At 72.6% G+C, this 22,282-nt stretch carries 13 protein-coding genes; 9 read left to right on the plus strand and 4 right to left on the minus strand.

Features of this window, described 5'->3' with window-relative positions:
* Positions 1–33 precede the first annotated feature (33 nt).
* Positions 34–1,374 carry an ABC transporter ATP-binding protein gene (locus tag ABD299_RS03025; RefSeq protein WP_344258606.1) on the minus strand — a complete coding sequence of 447 codons (1,341 nt, stop codon included), beginning with the start codon at positions 1,372–1,374 and terminating at the stop codon, positions 34–36.
* Between the two features lie 231 nt (positions 1,375–1,605).
* On the opposite strand from ABD299_RS03025, the gene ABD299_RS03030 reads away from it, so the two are divergent.
* From ABD299_RS03030 to ABD299_RS03045, 4 genes are all read left to right on the plus strand, one after another.
* Complete coding sequence (locus ABD299_RS03030; RefSeq protein WP_344258607.1) at positions 1,606–3,990, plus strand: ATP-binding protein; 2,385 nt, start codon at positions 1,606–1,608, stop codon at positions 3,988–3,990.
* A gap of 181 nt (positions 3,991–4,171) precedes the next feature.
* Positions 4,172–5,740 (plus strand): PucR family transcriptional regulator, encoded by a 1,569-nt coding sequence (locus tag ABD299_RS03035; RefSeq protein WP_344258608.1) that lies wholly within the window; start codon positions 4,172–4,174, stop codon positions 5,738–5,740.
* An 83-nt stretch (positions 5,741–5,823) separates the two neighbouring features.
* Complete coding sequence (locus tag ABD299_RS03040) at positions 5,824–7,140, plus strand: AAA family ATPase (RefSeq protein ID WP_344258610.1); 1,317 nt, start codon at positions 5,824–5,826, stop codon at positions 7,138–7,140.
* A gap of 15 nt (positions 7,141–7,155) precedes the next feature.
* Positions 7,156–7,530 carry a hypothetical protein gene (locus ABD299_RS03045; RefSeq protein ID WP_344258612.1) on the plus strand — a complete coding sequence of 125 codons (375 nt, stop codon included), beginning with the start codon at positions 7,156–7,158 and terminating at the stop codon, positions 7,528–7,530.
* A gap of 164 nt (positions 7,531–7,694) precedes the next feature.
* Here the strand turns inward: ABD299_RS03045 and ABD299_RS03050 are convergent, their stop codons facing one another.
* Positions 7,695–9,020, minus strand: coding sequence for a M14 family metallopeptidase (locus ABD299_RS03050; protein ID WP_344258614.1), 1,326 nt, complete (start codon positions 9,018–9,020; stop codon positions 7,695–7,697).
* Between the two features lie 350 nt (positions 9,021–9,370).
* On the opposite strand from ABD299_RS03050, the gene ABD299_RS03055 reads away from it, so the two are divergent.
* Positions 9,371–10,825, plus strand: a complete 1,455-nt coding sequence (locus ABD299_RS03055; protein WP_344258616.1) for an aldehyde dehydrogenase family protein — start codon at positions 9,371–9,373, stop codon at positions 10,823–10,825.
* 142 nt (positions 10,826–10,967) lie between these two features.
* Here ABD299_RS03055 and ABD299_RS03060 read toward each other — a convergent pair whose 3' ends face one another.
* The gene (locus ABD299_RS03060) at positions 10,968–13,844 is read right to left on the minus strand and encodes a beta-glucosidase (RefSeq protein ID WP_344258618.1); all 2,877 of its coding nucleotides are present in this window, start codon (positions 13,842–13,844) and stop codon (positions 10,968–10,970) included.
* 312 nt (positions 13,845–14,156) lie between these two features.
* Here ABD299_RS03060 and ABD299_RS03065 point away from each other — a divergent pair, with 312 nt between their 5' ends.
* The 4 genes from ABD299_RS03065 to ABD299_RS03080 all read left to right on the plus strand — a co-directional run bounded on the left by ABD299_RS03065 (position 14,157) and on the right by ABD299_RS03080 (position 20,023).
* On the plus strand, positions 14,157–15,830 hold the full coding sequence (locus tag ABD299_RS03065) for an extracellular solute-binding protein (RefSeq protein ID WP_344258620.1): 1,674 nt from the start codon (positions 14,157–14,159) through the stop codon (positions 15,828–15,830).
* Between the two features lie 86 nt (positions 15,831–15,916).
* Positions 15,917–16,972 (plus strand): ABC transporter permease, encoded by a 1,056-nt coding sequence (locus ABD299_RS03070; protein ID WP_425581239.1) that lies wholly within the window; start codon positions 15,917–15,919, stop codon positions 16,970–16,972.
* Entirely contained in the window at positions 16,969–17,892 is a 924-nt protein-coding gene (locus tag ABD299_RS03075) for a carbohydrate ABC transporter permease (protein ID WP_344258623.1), read from the plus strand. The genes ABD299_RS03070 and ABD299_RS03075 overlap by 4 nt, the downstream gene beginning before the upstream one ends.
* A gap of 118 nt (positions 17,893–18,010) precedes the next feature.
* A complete protein-coding gene (locus ABD299_RS03080; RefSeq protein WP_344258625.1) occupies positions 18,011–20,023 on the plus strand; it encodes a beta-galactosidase in 2,013 nt (670 codons plus the stop codon).
* Positions 20,024–20,134: 111 nt separating this feature from the next.
* On the opposite strand, the gene ABD299_RS03085 is transcribed toward ABD299_RS03080, so the two are convergent.
* Positions 20,135–22,171 carry a glycoside hydrolase family 31 protein gene (locus tag ABD299_RS03085; RefSeq protein WP_344258627.1) on the minus strand — a complete coding sequence of 679 codons (2,037 nt, stop codon included), beginning with the start codon at positions 22,169–22,171 and terminating at the stop codon, positions 20,135–20,137.
* Between the last annotated feature and the right edge of the window lie 111 nt (positions 22,172–22,282).

Here is a 22,282-nt window from a genome sequence, read left to right on the forward strand (position 1 = left end):
ACCGGACGGTGCCGGGAGGGGCCGCACCTGTGCTCAGTGCTCCAGGTCGGGCAGCCGCCGCGGGGCCGGGCAGATCCGCCGGCCCGCGTCGTCGAAGACGTACAGCTGCTTGAGATCCAGCAGGATCGGCACGTGCTCCCCGACCCGGGGCTGCATCTCCGCCGAGGCCCGCACCACCATGCCCTCGGGCAGGGTGCCCGGAGGCCGGCCGGTCTCCTCCTCGGGCCGCTCCAAGGTGGCGACCGACGACGAGCCCTCGCGCTCCGTCGCCCAGCCGAGCAGCCGTCCCAGCCGTCCGGAACGGGCGGCCTCGCGGCGGGAGGCACGTGGCCGGCGCGGCTCGGGGCGGGGCGCCTCCAGCCCTTCCACCTCGGCGGCCCGGGCTCCGGTGGCCACGTGGACCAGCGACTCGTGGCCCTGGTACTCCACGTGCTGGACCACCCCGTTCATCAGGACCTCGGACGGCCGCATGTGCTGCGGCGGCGCGATCCGCAGGGCCTCGGACCGCAGCCCGACGGTGACCTCCCGGCCCATCTGGATCCGCAGCATCTGGTGCTCCGGGGACAGCGGGTGCGGCAGCTCGATCCGCTGCGGGCCGAAGTCGATGCTCATCCGGCCGCCCAGCGGTGCCCTGACGGTCGCCCGCAGCAGGTTGATCCGCGGTGTTCCGACGAACGCGGCCACGAAGACGTTGTCCGGCAGCTGGTACACCTCGCGCCCGGTGCCCGTCTGCTGCAGCACCCCGTCACGCATGATCGCCACCCGGTCCCCGAGCGACATGGCCTCCGACTGGTCGTGCGTGACATACACCGTGGTGACGCCCATGTGCCGGGTCAGCGTCGCGATCTCGGCCCGCAGCCGGGTGCGCAGCTTCGCGTCGAGATTGGACAGCGGTTCGTCCATCAGGAAGGTGGACGGCCGGCGCACGATCGCGCGTCCCATCGCCACCCGCTGCCGCTCGCCGCCCGACAGCTGGGCGGGATAGCGGTCCAGCAGGTCCTGGATGCCCAGCGTCCGGGCCGCCTCCTCCACCCGCGGCCGGGGATTGTCGTGCGGTGCCTCGATCCGCAGCGGAAAGCCGATGTTCTGGCGGGTGGTCATGTTGGGGTAGAGGGCGTAGTGCTGGAAGACCATCGCCAGCTTCCGGTCCCCGGGTGCCAGGGTGTTGGCCCACTCGCCGTCCAGCAGCAGGGTTCCCGAGGTGGGCTCCTCCAGGCCGGCGATCAGGCGCAGCACCGTCGATTTGCCGCAGCCCGAGGGGCCCAGCAGCACCAGGAACTCACCCGGTGCGATGTCCAGTGACAGGCGGTCCACAGCGGTCACGTCCCGCGAGTAGACCTTGGTCACTTCCTGAAGAGAGATGGCGCGTGTCATGTGGTGCCCCCCGGGGTCACGGCAACCCGCGAGGTCGCCGGCTCCGCTGATCCAGGGGAGGAACGTAGCGCACCCCCGTGTCCGGGGGGAACGGGTATGCACGGATTGCCGGACCGCAATGCGGCACGGACCGGCGGCCGTTGGTTCCGGTGGCCGACGGCGGCTCCTCCACTACATTGAGAGACCGGCGCACAGGCGGCCGACGGGCCGGACAGGGGGCACACCACAGCGATGAGCAGCAACCGCGCTCAGGACCCGCACGGCACGGAAGGCGGCGCCCTGCCTGCCGCCCCGGAGCAGGGCGTTCCCCCCTCCCCCCGGCAGCCGGCGGCAGCCCCGCCCCCGCCTCCGCCCCCGCTGCGGGGCTGGCTGCACACCCCCAGGCCGGAGGCCCGCCCCGGCATCTGGCGCTACGGTCACGTGCCCCGGCCTCCCCAGGACCCCGACCGGCTCGGCGACCGCGAGCTGTACGGGGGTGCGGTGCTGGCCCTGCTGACCGGCCTGCTGGCGTGGTCGCTGTGCTGGAACGGCTACATCCGGGTGTGGCTGTGGCCGCTGGAGTGGATCACCGTGGACGCCTGGAGCGGCACCCGCTTCCACGTCACCGTCACCTACGCCTACTACGTGGCGTTCGGCTGCCTGCTGGCCTGGATCTTCGGGCGGATCGGCCGGTGGCCCGAGGTCTGGCGCCGGCTGCGCCCGGCGGTGCTGCGTGTCCTGGGAGCGCGCGGCGGCATCGAACCGCTTCCTCCGGCCGCCACCCGCCGGGGGCTGGCGGCCCTGGTCGCCGGGGCCCTGGCCTGGGGGCTCAGCTTCGGCGGTGTGTGGCTGTTCTGGCTGGAGCCGCTGTGGGCCGTCGTCCCCGGCTCCTGGTGGGAGGCGGGGGACACCACCGCCTACACGGTGACCTACAACCTCTACTACCTGCTGTGGACCGCCGTGCTGCTGGCCGTCTTCGGCCTGCTGGGCAACTGGCGGGCGGCCTGGCGGCACTACCGCAGCGTGCTGCGGCCGGCCGGTGCGGCGGGCCGCGGCCGGCGGGGGGAGAACGCGGATCTGGCCGAGTGGCCCCAGGTGCGCGCCGCCGGAGCGCACCGCGCCGCCGACCGGCTGGCGGAGGAACTGCGCTCGGGCGCCATGAACGACCTCGACTACGTCCGCATCGACCACGCCTGGCAGGCGGTCAGGGCGCGGCCCACCGCGCTGGCGGAGTTCGCCGAGACCGCCGAGACCGAGGGCGCGGCCGCTCTCGTCCATCCCTCCGGCGCCCGTGATCTCGCGGTGCGGACCGCACAGCACGACCTGATGACCCGGCAGGTGCGCATCGGGCGCGCCCCGGACGAGGAGCGCAACCCCCACGAGCACCGCGGCGAGGACGTGGCGCTCGACCCGGCCGTGCTGGGCACCTCGCTGCTGGCGGTCGGCCCGCCCGGGTCGGGGAAGACCGGACGCGTGGTGCGGCCCGTCGTCGAGTCGCTGTGCCTGCAGGCGCTGGCCGGCCAGGCAGCGGTGGTGGCCGTCGGCGCGGCCAGCAGCGCGCTGGGCCCCGACGACGCGTTCGACGTCATCGTCCGGGTGGGCGACCCGGCCTCGGGGCACCGGCTGGACCTGTACGGCGGCGCGCCGGCCACCGACGAGGCCGCCGCGCTGCTTGCCGAGGCCCTCGCGGGGGACGACGACCGCACCGACGTGCGGGAGGCCGCCGCCGTCCTGGCCCAGCTCATCGGCCCCTACCACGCCGCCTACGGTCACTTCCCGGGTGTCCGGGAGCTGCGGGCCCTGCTGGACGGGGCACCGGCGCTGCTCGCCACCCTCCGCGAGGACCTGGGCCACGCCGGGGCCTGGGATCTCCAGCGCGAACTGGACTCGCGGGCGCGCCAGGCCGAGCGGCCGGACGATCTCGCCCCGCGGCTGGCCGACCGGCTCGCCCTGCTGGACCGGGCCGGGTTCGCCGCGGGGCCCGAGGGCGCCTCCCGGCGCACCCGGCCGTTCGCGCTCAGCGCCCTGACCCACCCGCTGCGGGTGCGCGTGGACCTGCCGCCCGCCGGGCACGCCGACGCGGCCCGGATCATCACCCGCCTGCTGCTGGCCCAGTTCACCGCGGTCGTGGCCGGGCGCCCGGACCGGTCGCTGTTCGCCTGCCTGGTCCTGGACGACGCCACCGCCGCGATCACCCCGGGCACCGTCAGGGGGCTGACCCATCTGCGGCCCGCCAACGCCGGCGCCCTGCTGTGCCTGCGCACCCTGGACGATGTGCCCGCCGGCCTGCGGGCGGGCCTGCTGGGCGCGGTCGGCTGCAAGATGGCGCTGTCCGGCATCACCACCTGGGACGGCCGGCACTTCGCCGAGGCCTGGGGAACCGAGTGGCGCGAGGACGCCGATGTCACCCGCACCCCGGACCGGGCGGGCGGTGTGCTCAAGCGGGCGGTGCGGTCGGTGCGCAAGCTGTTCACCGGGCGTGAGGCCACCACGGAGACGGTGACCGTGCGCCGCGTGGAGCGGGAACGGTGGTCCGCCTCCGAACTGGCCCACCGGGTCCCGCCGCGGCACGCGGTGCTGTCCCTGACGGCGGTTTCCGGGGAGCCCGGCCCGCCGGTCCTGGTCCGGCTGGGGTAGCGGCCCGGAGCCGGAACGGAGTGCGGCCCGCCGGGGCACGCCGGAGGCCGCCCTGTCCCGGGGAAGCGGACGGCCTCTGCGCGGCGGCGCTGTACGGTGGAGGAACGCAGCGCCCGGCGGGCCACCGTCCGCCCCGACGGGCTGCGTGCCCGTGGCCGCCGTCCAGCCCGCAAGGACGTCCATGCACCCGACGCTCGCCTCACTCCTGCGGCACAGCTCCCTGAAGCTGAGCGTGCTGACCGGGGAGGACCGGCTGGACGCCGAGGTCCGCTGGGCGCATGCCAGTGAGCTCGCCGACCCGGTGCCGTACCTGGACGGCGGCGAGCTGCTGCTGACCACCGCGGTGAAGCTGGACGTCGACGACCCGGGGGAGATGCGGGAGTACGTCACCAGGCTGGTCAAGGCGGGAGTGGTCGGTCTCGGGTTCGGCGTGGGCATGCACCACCCCGATGTGCCGCCGGCCCTGCTTGCCGCGGCCCGCGCCGAAGGGCTGCCCGTGCTGGAGGTGCCGCGGCGCACCCCGTTCATCGCCATCGGCAAGGCGGTGTCCGCCGCCATCGCCGCCGAGCAGTACCGGGCGGTGACGGCGGGGTTCGCGGCCCAGCGGGAGCTGACCCGTGCCGTGCTGTCTCCCGGCGGCCACCAGGCCCTGCTGGAGCGGCTCGCCGGTCAGGTGGACGGCTGGACCGCGCTGTACGAGCTGTCCGGGGCGGTCACCGCCGCGGCCCCCGCCTGGGCCGCGCGCCGCGCCGGGGAGCTCACCTGCGAGGTGCGGCGGCTGTGCGACCGGCCGGCTCCGGCCAGTGCGGTCACGGCCGGCGCCGTGGACGGGGATGGCGGGCGGGGCGAGGACCGGGTCGAGCTGCAGTCCGTCGGGACCGGCGTGCCGCGGGCCGTCCTGGCCATCGGCACCGCCGCTCCGCTGGGCACCGCCGAGCGGTACGCGGTCCAGTCCGCGATCGCGGTGCTCACGCTCACCACCGAGCGCTCCCGTGCGTTCCGGGCCGCCGAGCAGCGGCTGGCGGGCGCGGTGCTGCGGATGCTCATCAGCGGGGAGCCCGACCACGCCCGGGCGGTGGCCGGCGATCTCTACGGAGGACTCCTGGACGCGCCGCTGCGGGTGCTGGTCGCCGAGCCCGGGGACGATCCGGAGTCACTGGCGGACCTGTCGGCGGCCGTGGAGTCCGCCGCTGACCGCGCCGGCGAGACGGTGCTGGCCGCGGCCGACGGCGGCCGTCTGGTGCTGCTGGCCGCCGACGGCGGCGCGGCGGTGGCCGCCTGCGACCGGCACGCGCGAGGGGCGCAGCAGGAACGATCCGCCGGTCCGGTGATCGGCATGTCCGCCCCGGCCGGCCCGCCGGCCGCGGACACCGCCTACCAGCAGGCACTCCAGGCGCTGCTGGTGGCCCGCCGGCGAGGGCTCCGCCTGGTGGAGCACGACGACGTGGCCGCCGGATCGGTGCTGCCGCTGCTGGCCGACGACGCGGTCCGGGCCTTCGCCGACGGTCTGCTGCGCGCGCTGCGCGAACGCGACGCGCACGGCCGCGGCGACCTGGTGGCCTCGCTGCGCGCCTGGCTGTCCCGCCACGGCCAGTGGGACGCGGCCGCCGCCGATCTGGGCGTCCACCGGCACACCCTGCGCTACCGGATGCGCCGGGTGGAGGAGATCCTGGGCCGCTCGCTGGACGACCCGGACGTCCGCATGGAGCTGTGGCTCGCCCTGAAGGCCACCTCCCCCGCCAACCCCTGACCCGCCCGCCGCCCGCAGACCGGGCGTGGCACGTGTACGCAACGGCGCCAGGTCCCGGACCTGCCTGCGGTAGCTTGGCCGGTGTGACTGCGCCGGCCATCGAAGAGCTACGCCTGACCGCGTTCAAGAGCTTCCGTGAGGAGACTCTCCGGATCGCGCCCCTGACCGTCCTGATCGGCCGCAACAGCAGCGGCAAGTCCAACGCTCTGGACGGCCTGGAAGTGCTCTCCCGACTGTCACGGGGAGAGGATGTCACGGAAGCGCTGGAGAGCAGGCGCAGCGCCGCGGGCCCGGTGCGTGGAGGCCTGGCGGGCTGTGTGCCGCACGGGACCGACCGCTTCACGCTGGGATGCAGTGTTCGGACGGAACAAGGCGACCTGGTCACGCTCGACGTCACAGTCCAGGTGGAACCGGAAGTACAGATCGTCGAGGAGCGGCTGCACGGGCCCACGGCCCGGGGGGACAAGTGCCTCCTCTCCAGCGGTGAGCCGAGTCCTTACGCCGGGGACATCCAGGCAATGTGGCACAACGGCAGGCCGGGAAGGAACCCGAGCGGGCCGTTCCGCAATTCGCGTCTGCTGACCTCGCAGCTTCCGTTGCGCATTCCCGGGGACAGCGAGGGGGAGCGGGAGGCGATCGCCGCGGCGGAATCGATGCTCTCCGCGCTGTCCAGCGTCTTCCACCTGGACCCTGTGCCGCATCTCATGCGGCAGTATGTCCCGGCGCGGGACGTGCGTATCCGGCGGACGGCGGAGAATCTCTCGGCTGCTGTCGGGCGCATCGAGCGGAGTGATGAGGCGCTGTTCCGCAGGCTCGTCGAACTGTTGCGGTCGCTGACCGACCACCGGATCGAAACGCTGGTGGTGACCCGTTCCGAACTCGGCGATGTCATGCTGGCTCTGGACGAGGGGGACCGCGGACTGACTCCGGCCAGAGAGATGAGTGACGGGACGCTGCGGTTCCTGGCCATCGCAGCGTCCTTGCTGACCGGAAGCAGTGGGCTCGACCTGGGGCTTTCCAGCGCAGGGCAGCGAGCGGAACACTCTCTCATGCTGGTGATCGAGGAACTGGAGAACGGCCTGCATCCTTCCCAGGCGTCGGAAGTCCTGCGCCTGGTCCGGCAGGCCAGTGACGACAACCGTGCCCGGGTGCTGTTCACCACCCACAGTCCTGCGCTGCTCTCGGCCCTGGACAGCAGAGATCACGAGGGCGTGACGGTGTGTTCGCGCGACCGGGATTCGGGGCGGAGCCGTCTGACCAGGCTGACGGATCTCGACGGGTACCCGGCAGCCATGGCTGCCGGGTCTCTCGGTGAGGTCATCACCCAGGGGCGGCTTCAGGCGACGCGGCCTTCGGACCGGGACTTCTCGGAGTTCGACCGGATGCTCGGGATCGGCTGACGAATGGCGCGCAGGGTGGAATTCGTCGACACCTCGATTCTCTGCAATCTCCTGGAGATTCCCGGTAAATGCCAGGACCGCGAGAGAGTGATCGATGAGCTGAGGCGCAAGAGAACGGCGCGGGACTGTGATCTGCTGCTGCCGGTGACAGCGGTGATCGAGACCGGTAATCACGTCGCTCAGATCGCGGACGGGCGGCAGCGCCGAGTGTGCGCCGAGAAGTTCGCCGCTGTCCTGCGCCATGTGGTGGAGGGTACGGCTCCGTGGGCACTGAATGAGGTGGAGTGGAACGACGCCCACCTCATCACCTTGCTGCAGGGAGGCACGACAGGAAGCACTCTCGTGGAACATGCGTGCAATCGCCTGGCTGCGGGGACCTCAATATCCTGATCGAACGTGACCGGTACCTGGCGCGCACGTCCGGCGTGGAGGCGACGGTATGGACGCTTGACGAACTTCTTGCGGCCTACACCTGAAGCCGGCCATGGCCGGAAACGGGCCGGGGGCGGACGGCGTCGGCCGTCCGCCCCCGGATCACCGGAGTGCGGTGAGCGTCAGTTGGAGCAGTACTGGGTTTCCTTGCCGATGGAGCGGTACATGCAGTCCGCGTTCTCCATCAGGATGAGCATGGCCTCCCGGTTGCGGGCGGTCTCCCGGTTGATCACGCTGCCGGGCGGGTAGAAGCCGCCCCCGTAGGCGGAGCCGGGGTACATCTCGAAGGTGTACGAGAAGATCCCGTGCACCCCCCACATCCAGTCGTTGATCGACCCGTCGGTGATGTACAGGTCGCTCGACTGCTGCGGGCGGTAGCCGTTGCTGGCGGCCATCCTGGTGCCGACGGTGGCGAAGGCGTCCCGGTCGTCCCGGGTCAGTCCGGGCGCGGTGTCGTTGTAGGTGTAGCCGAACGGCCACAGGATCAGCTCGCTGTAGCTGTGGAAGTCGATGTGCGCGGTGATCTGCTGCTCGCCGCCGACGACCCGGCTGCGCACGAAGTCGGCCAGCACCTTGGTTTCGGTGGCGGACTCCGGCGCGCTGCCCCGGTAGGTCGCGCTGCCGGGGTTCCCCGAGGAGCCGCCGCAGCAGCCCCACCGGTAGTTCCAGTTGCGGTTGATGTCGGTGCCCACCGCCGTGGTGCCGGAGTTGGGCTGGCGGTTCTTGCGCCAGTTCCGCCAGGAGCCGGAGTCCTGGTCGTAGACCTTGCCGTCCGGGTTCACGGAGGGGACGATCCACAGCTCGCGCTCGTTGAGCATCCGGGTGATCCGGGAGTCTTGGCCGTAGCCCTGGCCGAATTCGCGCAGCGTGTAGATCGCCTGCTCGACCGTCAGGTGCTCACGGGCGTGCATGCCGTGGGTGAACAGCACCTCGGGCTTGTTCTCGTCCACGCCGACGTTGTTGCTGACCTTGATCGCGACGATCTCGCGGCCCTGGTGGGAGCGGCCGATGACCCGCTTGCGCATCAGGTTGGGGTACTGCTGCACGATGCTGTCGACCGCGGCGGTCATCTGCGCGTAGCTGTGGTACTGCGAGGGCGAGGAGGTGGTGAAGTCCCCTTCGGCCGGGGCGGCGGAGGGCAGCTCGGTCAGCTCGTGGCCGAGTTTGGCGATGCGCTTCGCGCGCGCCTCGTCGGCGGTGACGACGACCGAGTGGTGCAGCACCTCGTCGATGCTGACGCCCGTGGCGGCCAGGGCGGTGCGCTCCTCGGCGGTCGAGACACCGGTGACCTCGTACTGCCGCTCGACGGGGGCGGCAGCGGTACCGGATGTGCCCGGTGAGGTGTCGGGGGATGAGGCGGTGGCCTGGGCCCCGAGGGGCAGCGCCAGCGCGAGGGACAGGATGGCGGCGGCGGTCGTGGTCCGCTTGCCGCGCTTGGTGATTCGCATCGCATCTCCGTGGGTGTGCAGTGCGACGGGTGGGGGAGCGTGCGCGGGTCGCGCACGCGGCGCCCCATCGTTGCGCAGTGACATGGCCCCGTCAATGGTGCGCCGGTGAGAACACCGCCTGCGGGTCGCCGCGGTCGAGGTGGGCGCCGCCTCGCTCCTCCTGCCGGTGTTCCTGCTGCGCGCCTTCCGGCGGCATGCCCCGGCCCCGCGGGCCGCTCTGCCGAATCGGCGCACAGGATCACCGCACCGCGCCGCGTCGGACAAGACGCCCGGCGGCCGTGAGCGCCTACCGTGGACAGCGATCAGCCATCCGCACCATTCCCACCATTTCGGAAAGGCCGGGATCCGCAGTGACGTCAGCGACTTCTCCCCACGCGTTCTGGCTCGCCGGCCGGCAGGCCACCGGCGAGGACACCCTCGAAGTCACCTCACCCTGGGACGGCCGGACCGTCGGCACGGTGAGCGTGCCCACCTCCGCCCAGGTCGAGGAGGCGGTCGCCGCGGCCGCCTCCGTCGCCGCCGAGTTCGCCGCCACCCCCGCCTACGTCCGCGCCGCGGCGCTGGACCACGTGGTCCGCAGGCTCGGCGAACGGGCCGACGAGATCGCCCGGCTGATCAGCGCGGAGAACGGCAAGCCGATGAAGTGGGCCCGGGTGGAGGTCGCCCGGTGCTCCTCGGTCTTCCGCTGGGCGGCCGACGAGGCGCGCCGGTTCAACGGCGGGACCGCGCAGCGCCTGGACGCCGACGCCGGCGGCACCGGCCGCCTCGCGCTCACCCGGCGGATTCCGCACGGGCCGGTGCTGGGCATCGCCCCGTTCAACTTCCCGCTCAACCTGTGCGCCCACAAGGTCGCCCCGGCGATCGCGGCCGGTGCGCCGATCATCCTCAAGCCCGCCCCGGCCACCCCGCTGTCCGGGCTGATGCTCGGCGAGCTGCTGGCCGAGACCGACCTGCCGGCCGGTGCCTTCAGCGTGCTTCCGGTGCCGAACGAGGCGATGCCGGACCTGGTGCAGGACGAGCGGCTGCCCGTCATCTCCTTCACCGGTTCGGTGCCGGTGGGCTGGTCCATCCGCGACTCGGTGCCGCGCAAGCGCGTGACCCTCGAACTCGGCGGCAACGGCGCGGCCGTCGTCCTGGCCGACTACTCCTCGGACGCCGACCTGGACTGGGCGGCGCAGCGCATCGCCACCTTCTCCAACTACCAGGGCGGACAGTCCTGCATCTCGGTCCAGCGCGCGGTGGTGGACGACGCGGTGTACGACCGGTTCGTGCCCCGGCTCATCGCCGCGGTGGAGGCCCTGGTGACCGGCGACCCGGCCGACGAGGCCACCGACGTCGGGCCGCTGGTCAGTGAGGAGGCCGCGCGGCGGGTGGAGTCCTGGGTCGACGAGGCCACCGGGGCCGGGGCGAAGGTGCTCACCGGCGGGAGGCGCGAGGGCGCCGCCTACGCGCCCACCGTGCTGGAGGACCTCCCCGCCCACACCCGGCTGGCCCAGGACGAGGTCTTCGGCCCCGTCATGGCGCTGATCCGGGCCGGGAGCGAGGAGGAGGCGTTCGCGGCGGCGAACGACTCGCAGTTCGGGCTGCAGGCGGGCGTCTTCACGCACGATGTCCAGGCGGCCTTCCGGGCACACCGGGCGCTGGAGGTCGGCGGTGTGATCATCGGCGATGTGCCCTCCTACCGCGCCGACCAGATGCCCTACGGAGGCGTGAAGGCGTCCGGGGTGGGCCGGGAGGGCGTCCGGTTCGCGATGGAGGACTACACCTACGAGCGCGTGATGGTGCTCACCGGCCTGGAGCTGTGATCCCCAACCACCCGATGGGGTGACCGTGCCCGGCCCGGAAGGGCCGGGCACGCCGGCCCGTGGCGGTGCCTCCCGGACCGGGGAGGGTGGTACCGGGAGACACCGCGGGGCGTCCCCGTCCGGCAGCGGCCGCGAAGCCGGGCTACCGGGCGGGGAAGTCGAGCCGGACCAGCCGGACGGGTCCGCGCAGCACCACCTCCAGGTCGCACAGCCCTCGCGGCGCCTTCGGCAGGGGGGCCTCCACGACCCTGTGGGCGTAGCGGCCGCCGGTGGCCGGCACGGGCAGTGTGACCAGGCTGTGTTCCTGGCCCGGCAGCCGGAGTTCGGCCTCCCCGTCCTCCTCGGCGGCGGCCTCCAGCCGGACGGCGGCCGGACCGTCGCCGAAGTCGCACCGGCGGAACACCAGCCGGCCGGGGCGGCCGCCGCCCGGCGCCGGGCGGACCGCGTCACCGCTGTCCCTGGCGCGGTCCACCAGTGCCGTGCCCTCCTGCTCGTCGTAGCCGGCCGCCGCCAGCCCGTGTTGCAGCACCGGCCGCGGGGCCAGGGGGACGCCGTCCAGGACGAGGTCCGCCTCGGAGCGGATGTCCCGGCTGGAAGCCCCGGCCTGGAGGAGGTACCGGCCCGGCTCCACGACCCACCGCTCGTGCGCCACGTCCCAGAACCCCAGGACCTCCGCGGCGGGCAGCGTGAAGGAGATCCGCCGCCCGGTTCCCGGGGCCAGGTGGATGCGCCGGTGCGCGGCCAGCCAGCGGTGCGGGCGCGGCACCGACGGCTCCGCGGCCCGGGCATAGAGCTGCACCACCTCGTCGGCCGCGTGCTCCCCGGTGTTCGTCACGGTGAGTTCCGCGGTCAGGGTGTCCCCCTCCAGGCCGGCGGTGAGCTCTCCGTAGGCGAAGGAGCTGTAGGACAGCCCGTGGCCGAAGGGGTACAGGGGGGTTCCGTCGAAGTACAGATAGGTGCTGCGGGAGCCGATGATGTCGTAGTCCAGCAGGCCGGGAAGCGCGGCGTCGTCCGCGTACCAGGTCTGCGGCAGCCGGCCGGCCGGTGAGACGTCCCCGCACAGGACCCGGGCCAGCGCGGTGCCCGCCGCCTGCCCGCCGTGCGCGGTCCACAGCAGGGCGGGCAGCGCCTCGTGGGCCCGCGGCACCGCGTAGGGGTAGGAGGAGGTGAGCACCAGCATGGTGCGCCCGTTCGCCGCGTGCGCGGCCCGCCACAGCCGTTCCTGCTGCTCCGGCAGTGCCAGCGTGGTCCGGTCCTCGGTCTCCCGGCCGTTGATGTGCGGGTCGTTGCCCGCGACGACGACCACGACGTCGGCCGCGGCAGCCGCCTCGGCGACGGCGTCGGTGCCGCGCGCGGTGACCGTCACGGTGAACACCTCGGCCTCCTCGCCGTCACCGGCGGTCCGCAGGCCGTCGGCGGTGACCGTGACCGGGCGGCCCGATCCCCGGTGCCGCAGGAGATGCCCGTCGGTGTGCGGTTCGAGCCCGAAGGTCTCCTGCACGACCCAGCCGCCCGGCTGCCGGGCCGAGGCGCGCAGGTAGCCGTCGTCGGCGACGGACAGGTAGTGGCCGTCCCCCGCGCGCAGGGTCAGCACGCCGCCGCCCCAGTCCACCAGGTGCAGTTCGCTCGCCTCCCGCTCGGTTCCGGAGACGGTGAGCGGCGGCAGGTCGGTGCGGCCGCGCAGCAGAGCCGGGTCCAGTGCGCCGCCGTCCTCCCCTCCGCCGGCCGCGGCGTCCGACTCGGGGACGGTGACCCAGCCCCGCGAGCACCGCAGCCGCACCCGGTCGGTGCCCTCGGCGTGGAGCACCCGCGCTACTCCCGGGTGCTCCCGCAGACCGTCCAGCGGCGTGGAGCGGTGCGGCAGGGAACCGCTGTACCAGTCGAGCTTGCACTCGTCGGACAGCAGGCCCACGACGGCCACCGTGAGCCCAGGGGCCAGCGGCAGCAGGCCGTCGTTCTTCAGCAGCACCACGGCCTGCTCGGCGGCTTCGAGCGCCAGCGCCCGGTGCCCGGGTGTGTCATGGGCCGGGTCGCCGCCGCCGGGCGTGTACGGGTCGGTGTCCGGGTCGAGTTCGCCCAGCCGGATGCGCATCGCCAGCAGGCGGTGCACCGCGGCGTCGATGTGTTCCTGGCCGATCAGCCCGCGCTCCAGCGCCGTACGCAGCCGCTCCACGGTCGGGGAGGAGTCCTCGCCGTGGTCGGTGAAGCTGTCGACACCGGCCCGCAGGGCGGCCGCCAGCCCTTCCTCGTGGGAGGGGTGGTACCTCTCGGAGCCCGCGATGTTGCTCGGGGCGCCCGCGTCCGAACAGACCACCAGGGGCAGCTCGGTCCAGGTCCGCAGTTCGGTCCGCAGCAGCGGGGAGAGGTGGTTGGGCCGGCCGTTGACGAGGTTGTAGGCGGGCATCACGCCGGCCACCGAGCCCGCCCGCACCGGCCCGCGGAAGGCGGGGAGTTCGTACTCGTGGAGCACCCGGGGCCGCAGTGAGGTGGAGGCGGTGTCGCGGTCCCGCTCGTGGTTGTGCGCCAGCCAGTGCTTGAGCACGGGAGCGGTGCGCCAGTGCACCGGGTGGTCGCCGCGCAGGCCCCGGGTGAAGGCGGTGGCGAGGGCGGCGGTCAGCCGGGGGTCCTCGGCGTAGCCTTCCTCGTTGCGGCCCCACAGCGGGTGCCGCAGCAGGTTGACGGTGGGGGACCACACATTGAGGCCCACCCGGGGGTCGGTGGCGCGCATTGCCCGTGCCTCGCGTCCGGTGGCCTCCCCGATCCTTTCGATCAGCTCGTCGTTCCAGGTGGCGCCGAGACCGACGGCCTGCGGGAAGACGGTGGCCGGGCCCATCCAGGCCACTCCGTGCAGTGCCTCCTGGCCGGTGCGGAAGGCCGGCAGTCCGAGCCGTTCCACCGCCGGGGCGAACTGGTGGAGCATGGCGAGGCGCTCCTCGGTGGTGAGCCGTCCGAGCAGGTCCGTGGCCCGCTCCTCGATGCTCAGCTGAGGGTCGCGGTAGGGCGGCTGGACAGCGGTCACGGGCGGTTCCCTCGGGTCGGAGACGGGACCGGCGCGGCGGGCACCGGGGTGAGACGGGCAGCGGCCGGCAATGCTTCGAAGCGCTTCGATGCTGGGTTCGGCCGGGGTGCCCTGTCAAGACACCTCCCCGAAACGGCCGACTTTCCCCATGGGTCAACTGGGACACCAGGGGCAGCGGTGGTCGCCGAAACTTTTCCGGGCCAGGCCTTGTGTCGCCCGCTGCCCGGACTTAACCTCAGCGCAACATCGAAGCGCTTCGACCGCGATCCGCCGGTCGTGCGGCGGCACCGGGCCATGCGAAGGGTTGACGCCATGCCGAACTCACTCTCCCTCCCGAGCAGGAGAACGTTCCTCACCTCCACGGCGGTCGCCGCGGCGGCCGTCGGCGGCGTCCCCATGCTGTCCGGATGTGGTTCGGGCAACGGGGGCGGTGGCGGAGGCGGCGAGGGCAGGGCCTCGGAGGAGGAGCTGGAGAGCATCCTGCCCACCTACCGTGAGTCCGGGATCGCGGTCGACCCCGACATCCCGGGCGTGAACGGCTCCAGCCCCGGCTACACCAGCTACATACCGGTCGACGACCTGGGCGTGTCGGTGCCCGCTCCCAAGGGTTCCGGAGGCGAGTACACCGCCATGACACCCCTGTGGGGCACCGCTCCCAAGCGGGGCAACGCCTACTGGACCGCCATGGACGAGCGCATCGGCGTCACCATGAACTGGCAGACCCAGGACGGCAACACCTACGGCGAGAAGCTCGGCGCGGTACTCGCCGGCAGCGACATCCCGGACCTGGTCTGCGTTCCCGGCTGGGAGCTTCAGGGGCAGATCCCGCAGGCGATCGCCAACCGGTTCGCCGACCTGGGCCCCTACCTGTCGGGGGACGGCGTCCTGGACTACCCCAACCTCGCCGCCATCCCCACCCCGGCCTGGCAGGCGTCCGTCTTCGGCGGCGCGCTGCGCGGCCTGCCGATGCCCGCCGCCACCATCGGCGGCGTGGTCCCGTTCTACCGGGAGGACATCTTCGAGGAGAACGGCTGGAGTCCGCCGGCCAGCCCCGAGGAGTTCCTCGACTTCGCCAAGGACGTGACCTCGGCCCGCAACAAGGTGTGGGCCTGCGAGGACATGAAGTGGACCGCCTTCGTGATCTACGGAGTGGTCCCGGAGAAGCCCCAGTACTGGAAGCTGGTGGACGGCAAGCTGGTCCACCGCTACGAACTCGACGAGTACCTCGAGGCCCTGGAGTGGACGCGCAAGCTCTACGACGCCGAGGTCGTCCACCCCGACGCCCGGGCGGTCCAGGGAGATGCCCAGAACCGCTTCACCGCCGGCGAGTCGCTGATGTTCAACACCGGCAGCGGCGTGTGGCACGGCCTGGTCAGCGAGCAGCGCTCCGGCGGCAACTCCGGCTTCCGCATGAACGCCTTCGACTTCTTCTCCGCGGACGGCGGCGACCCCGTCATCTACGCGGGCAACGGCGCCAACATCTGGACGTTCGTCAACAAGAACCTCCCCGAGGACCGCGTCAGGGAAGCGCTGGAGATCGCCGACTTCTGCGCCGCGCCCTACGGGACGCTGGAGAACCGGATGCGCCAGTACGGCCTGGAGGGCACCCACTACACCGTCGAGGACGGCGTCCCCGTCCGCACCTCCCAGGGCGAGACCGAGGTCGCCCCCGAAACCTACGTCTTCATCGCCTCTCCCGGCGCCGTCGTCGCCCACCCGGACCAGCCCGAGGTCGTGGAGAACAGGTGCGGCTGGGAGCAGCGGCAGATGCCGCACGTGGTGGAGCCGCTGTTCTACGGCCGGCAGATCCAGGAGCCGGACCGCTTCACCAACCTCTCCGACCCCTTCGAGGACCTGGAGGACGACGTGGTGCGCGGCCGCGCCTCGCTGCGCGACATGCAGGACGCGGTCGCCGAGTGGCGCCGCACCGGCGGCGACGGCCTGCGCGACTGGTACCAGGAGCTGATGGACGAAGAGGGCGCCTGACCCCCTGCCCCCCCACGTGACGCGGGCGGCGGTCCGGACGGCACCACGACGCCGGCCGGGCCGCGGCCAGAACCGAGGAGAACCCCGTGTCCCAGAGCACGGTCCCGCCGCCCCCGCGGGAGGACCGCGGCACCGCCCCGCGGAACCGCACACCGGGGCTGCGGGTCCCCGGACGCCGCCGCCCGAAGGGGCCGCCGGTTCCCCGGGGCGGCATCACCTTCCGGCACCGCTTCCGCCGGGACCGCACCCTCATCGCCATGACGCTGCCGGCGGTGCTGCTGCTCCTGGTGTTCGCCTACATCCCGATCGCCGGCAACATCATCGCCTTCCAGCACTTCAGCCCGTACGTCGGCGACGGCTTCCTCGACTCCATGGCCAACAGCGCCTGGGTCGGGTTCGAGCAGTTCGAACGGATGCTGGGCGACAGCTACTTCTGGAACGCGCTGGAGAACACCCTGGTGTTCGCCTTCCTCCAGCTGGTGCTGTTCTTCCCCATCCCGATCGCGCTGGCGATCCTCATCAACAGCATCCTGCACAGCAAGGTCCGCGCCTGGGCCCAGGCGGTGCTGTACCTGCCGCACTTCTTCTCCTGGGTGCTGGTCATCACCGTCTTCCAGCAGATCTTCGGCGGCGCGGGCCTGATCGCCCAGCACGTCCGGGCCAACGACTGGGGCAGCGGCTTCGACCTGATGACCGACCCCGGTTTCTTCAAGTTCCTCATCACCTTCCAGCTCATCTGGAAGGACGCCGGCTGGGGCATCATCGTCTTCCTGGCCGCGCTGTCCGCCGTCAACCACGAGCTGTACGAGTCCGCCGCCGTGGACGGTGCCGGCCGCTGGCGCCGCATCTGGCACATCACGCTGCCCGCGCTGCGCCCGGTCATCGCCCTGCTCCTGGTGCTCCAGGTGGGCAGCGCCCTGACCGTCGGCATGGAGCAGTTCCTCATCCAGCGGGCGGGGGTGGGCTCCGGCGCCGCCGAAGTGCTCGACACCTACGTGTGGAACGTCGGCATCAAGAACGGCCAGTTCAGCTACGCGGCCGCGGTCGGCATCGTCAAGGGAGTCTTCAGCCTCCTGCTCGTCCTGGCCGCCAACAAGGTCGCCCACGCGATGGGTGAGCAGGGGGTGTACAAGAAACAATGAGCGTGCTCGTCGAGGAGAAGGAAGAGACCGACCGCAAACGCCCGGTCTGGGAGGAGCAGCCCTCCCCGGTCGGCATCGCCGCCAAGGGGGCCATCCTCGCCATCGCCCTGCTGGCGATCCTGTTCCCCCTGTGGATCGTCGTGATCACCAGCCTCTCCGACGCGCAGACGATCACCCGGGCCGGCGGCCTGGTGATCATCCCGCAGGGCATCACCTTCGACGCCTACCGGGAACTGCTCAGCGGCGGACAGGTGGCCCGCGCCATGGTCATCTCCATCGGGGTGACCCTCGTCGGCACGGCGTTCAGCATGACGGTGTCGGTGCTGGCCGCCTACGGCCTGACCCGGATGGGCTCGCTGTGGCACCGCTCCATCCTGATGACCCTGCTGGTCACGATGTTCTTCGGTGGCGCCGGGCTGATCCCCACCTACCTGCTGATCCAGTCACTCGGGCTGATGAACACCTACGCCGCGCTGATCCTGCCGATGGCCGTGAGCGTCTTCAACATCCTCGTGCTGCGGGCCTTCTTCATGAACGTCGGCCAGGAACTCATGGACAGCGCGCGCATCGACGGGGCGGGGGAGTTCCGCATCCTGTGGCAGATCGTCCTGCCGCTGTCCCGGGCGGTGCTCGCGGTGATCGGGCTGTTCTACGCCGTCTCCTACTGGGGCAACTGGTTCAACGCCTTTCTCTACATCCAGGACCAGGAGAAGCTGCCGCTGCAGAACGTCCTCCAGCAACTCGTCGTCCGGCAGGACCGGCCGTCCGGCATGGCCCAGACCATCGGCACCGGTCAGATCCCCAGCCTGGCCGTGCAGACCGCCGTGATGGTGCTGGCCCTGCTGCCGGTCGCCATCGCCTCCCCCTTCGTCCAGAAGCACTTCAAGAAGGGCATGCTGATCGGCGCCATCAAGGGCTGAGCCGCCGCGCCGCACGCCCCCGCGGAGGGCGCGCGGCCCGGCGGCCCGGTGCACGCAACGTCCGGCGGGCCGCGGCCGAGCCCCGGCCCGCACCGACCTCCCGAGGGGAAGCACACCGATGGCAGCGCTGACCGACGTCACCCGCGGACGCCTGCTCTACGGCGGCGACTACAACCCGGAGCAGTGGCCGCAGTCCGTCTGGGCCGAGGACGTCCGGCTGATGAAGGAGGCCGGGGTCAACCTCGCCACCGTCGGCGTCTTCTCCTGGGCCAGGATCGAACCACGGCCCGGCGCACGGGACTTCGACTGGCTGGACCGTGTCCTCGACCTGCTGCACCAGGCCGGCATCGGAGTCTGCCTGGCCACCCCCACCGCCTCGCCGCCACCGTGGATGGGCGCCCGGCACCCCGGCACGCTGCCCGTCGACGAGAACGGGCAGACCGTCTGGTACGGCTCGCGCAACCAGTTCTGCGCCTCCTCCCCGGTCTACCGCGACCACGCCCGGCGCCTCACCGAGGACCTGGCCCGCCGCTACGGGGGTCATCCCGCGCTGCGGATGTGGCACATCAACAACGAGTACGGCACCTCCTGCTGGTGCGACGAGACCGCCCGCCACTTCCGCCGGTGGCTGCGCACCCGGTACGGCTGCCTGGACGGGCTCAACGAGGCATGGGGGACCGCTTTCTGGAGCCAGCGCTACGACGCCTGGGAGGAGGTCATCCCGCCGCGCCGCGCCCAGTACCTGATCAACCCGGCCCAGCAGCTGGACTTCCGTCGCTTCACCAGCGACGCCCTGCTGGAGTGCTTCACCGCCGAACGCGACGTGCTCGCCGCGCACAGCCCCGACGTGCCGGTCACCACCAACTTCATGCCGCTGTTCGCCGGCCAGGACGGCTGGCGGTGGGCGGCCGAGGAGGACGTGGTGTCGGTGGACGTCTACCCGGACCCGGCCGCCGGCCACCGGGACCCGGCCGGGCCCGCCCACGGCGCACTGGTCCACGACCTCACCCGCTCGCAGGCCGGCGGACCCTGGATGCTCATGGAACAGGCGGCCGGCGCCGTCAACTGGCGGGCGGTGAACCGCCCCAAGCCCGAAGGGGTGATGCGCCTGTGGTCGCTGCAGGCAGTGGCCAGGGGCGCCGACGCCGTGTGCTTCTTCCAGTGGCGCCAGTCCCGCCAGGGCAGCGAGAAGTTCCACTCCGCGATGCTCCCGCACGCCGGGGAGCGCTCCCGGACCTTCCGCCGGGTCCGTGAGCTGGGCGGCGACCTGGCGGCGCTCGCCGAGGCGGCCGGCAGCGAGGTTCCGGCCGCCATCGCCGTGCTGCACGACTGGAACGCCTGGTGGGCCTCCTCCCAGCAGGGACGGCCCTCCGCGGAGCTGGACTACCCCGCGGTGCTGGCGGCCTGGTACCAGGCGCTCTGGGAGGAGAACCGCACCTGCGACTTCGCCCATCCCGAAGCCGCGCTCGACCGCTACCCGATGGTCGTGATCCCGCACCTCTACCTGCTGACCGACGAGGCCCTGGACAACCTGACGGCGTACGTCCGCTCCGGGGGGAAGCTGGTGTGCGGCTTCTTCTCCGGAGTCGCCGACCGCGACGACCGCGTCCGGGAGGGCGGCGTGGACGCCCGGCTGCGGGACCTGCTGGGCCTGGCGACCGTGCACGAGTGGTGGCCGCTGGCCGCGGGTGAGAGCACCGCGCTGACCGGCGGCGGCAGCGGCACCCTGTGGAGCGAGGACCTGGAGACCTCCACCGCCCGGACCGTCACCGCGTACGCCGGGGGCGAGCTCGACGGCCGTCCGGCCATCACCCGCAACTCCTTCGGCGCGGGCACCGCCTGGTACGTCTCCACGCTTCCCTCCAGGACCGTCCTGCGCGAGCTGCTGTCCGCTGTAGCCGACGCCGCCGGGATCGCCCCGGTGCTGCCGGGGCTGCCCGAGGGGGTCGAGGCCGTGCGCCGCGGCCGGCTGCTGTTTCTCCTCAACCACACACGGGAGCAGGTCACCGTCCCCCTGCACCGCCCCCACACCGACCTGCTCCCCGGCGGCGGCACCCACGCGTCCGAGATCCCCCTCGGCCGGTACGGGGCAGCCGTCCTCACCCCCGCCTCCGAAGGGAGCCGCACATGAACCACCCCCACCGGCGACGCCCGGTTCGGCGTCTCCTGCCGCTGTGACGGCCCCAGGGCCGGCTTCTCCCGGAAACTTCCGGGAGAAGCCGGCCCCGCGGCTCGCGGCGGGTCAGCCGCGGACGGGCAGCCGGGCGCCGTCGCGCAGGAACAGCGGGATCCGCTCCAGCGGCGCCGGCACGGTCACCGTCCGACCGCCGCCGTACGTCTCGTCCGTCCACGCGTCCGTCCAGCGCGCGCCGGCCGGCAGATACACCGTGCGCTCCCGGGCCCCGGCCTCCAGCACCGGCGCCACCAGCAGGCGGGGGCCGAACAGATAGCTGTCGGCGGCCTCCCAGGCCGCCCGGTCCGCCGGGAACTCCAGGAACAGCGGCCGCATCACGGGCAGGCCCTCCTCGTGGGCGGCCCGCATCTGCTCCAGCACATACGGCTTCAGCCGCTCCCGCAGCCGCAGGTAGTCCTCCAGGATCTCCCCGGCCTCCCGTCCGTAGGACCAGACCTCGTTGGGCCCGCCGGTCATGTCCGGGCCCAGCGGCATCCCCGGGTCACGGAAGCCGTGCAGCCGCATCAGCGGGGACAGCGCGCCGAACTGGAACCAGCGCACCATGACCTCCCGGTACTCCGGGTCGTCCGGGTCCCCGCCGTGGAAGCCGCCGATGTCGGTGTTCCACCACGGAATCCCGGACAGCGAGGTGTTCAGGCCCGCCGCGATCTGGCGGCGCAACGTGGCGAAGTCCGTGCCGATGTCACCGGACCACAGCGCCGCCCCGTGCCGCTGACTGCCCGCCCACGCCGAGCGGTTCAGCGTGATCACCTCGTCCTCGCCCGCCGCCAGCAGCCCTTCGTGGAAGGTCCGGGCGTTCTCCCGCGGATAGAGGTTGCCGACCTCCAGGCCCGGACCCGCGTGATAGCGCAGGTTCGCCTGGAACCCCGGCTTCAGCTCCGGCTCGCAGGCGTCCAGCCAGAAGGCCGTGATGCCGTAGGGCTCCAGGTAGTTCTCCCGGATGCGGGACCACACGAACTCCCGGGCCTCCGGGCTGGTCGCGTCGTAGAACGCGACCTGCACCGGCTCGGCGACCTCCTTGTCCGGCCAGTCGGCGTGCGCCATCGGGCCGTACTCGGTGCCGATGAAGTGGCCGCGCTGCTCCATCACCGGATGGTTCTCGCTCAGCGGCGACACCGACGGCCACACCGAGACGACCAGCTTGACGCCCATCTCCTCCAGCTCCCGGACCATGGCGGCCGGGTCCGGCCACTCGGCCGGGTCGAACTTCCACTCGCCCAGGTGGGTCCAGTGGAAGAAGTCGCAGACGATGACGTCCAGGGGCAGCTGCCGCCGCTTGTACTCCCGGGCCACCGAGAGCAGTTCTTCCTGAGTGCGGTAGCGCAGCTTGCACTGCCAGAAGCCCGCCGCCCACTGCGGCAGCATCGGGGTGCGGCCGGTGACGGCGGAGTAGCGGCGCTGCCCCTGGGCCGGGTCGCCGGCGGTGATCCAGTAGTCGATCTGCCGCGCGCTGTCCGCGACCCACCGGGTGCCGGTGTTCGCCAGCTCGACCCGGCCGATCGCCGGGTTGTTCCACAGCAGGGTGTAGCCGCGGCTGGAGACCAGCACCGGGACGGTGACCTCGGCGTTGCGCTGCACCAGGTCGAGCACCGCGCCCTTCTGGTCCAGCAGCCCGTGCTGATGCTGGCCCAGGCCGTACAGGCGCTCGTCCTCGTAGGCGGCGAACCGCTGCTCCAGCCGGTGGTAGCCGTTGCCCATGGGCGTGTACAGGCGGGGGCCGGGCCACCAGAAGTGCGCGCGCTCCTCGGCCAGCAGTTCCTCGCCGCTGTCGCTGCGGGTGAAGCGGACCATGCCTTCGGCGCTCACCTCGGCGGTGAGGGCGCCGTTGACGAGCAGGCCGCGGCCTTCGTCGATCTTCACGGCGGCGGACGCCGCGGGTTCCGGGTCCGGCAGCAGCGCGCCGGGCAGGCCGTGCAGCACGGGCCCGCCGAGACGGGCCCGCACCCGCACCGAGTCCGGCCCGTGCGGCTCGATGAGAAGAGTCTCCTGGCGCCCGGTCCACTCCAGCGCGCCGTCGAGCTCCCGGAAGGTGCCGACGGTGGGGGAGGACTGGGCGAGCGATACGGCAGCCGAGGAATCGTTCACGTGTGTCCCGTCTTCGAGATCGAGGGAAGGCCTGGAATCGACTGGAACGGAGGACGTGCCGGGATGGCCCCGGCGGGACCGTGAGGGGCGGCGCACGGCCCCCGCCGGGAG

Source organism: Streptomyces sodiiphilus (assembly GCF_039529215.1).
Lineage (GTDB): Bacteria > Actinomycetota > Actinomycetes > Streptomycetales > Streptomycetaceae > Streptomyces > Streptomyces sodiiphilus.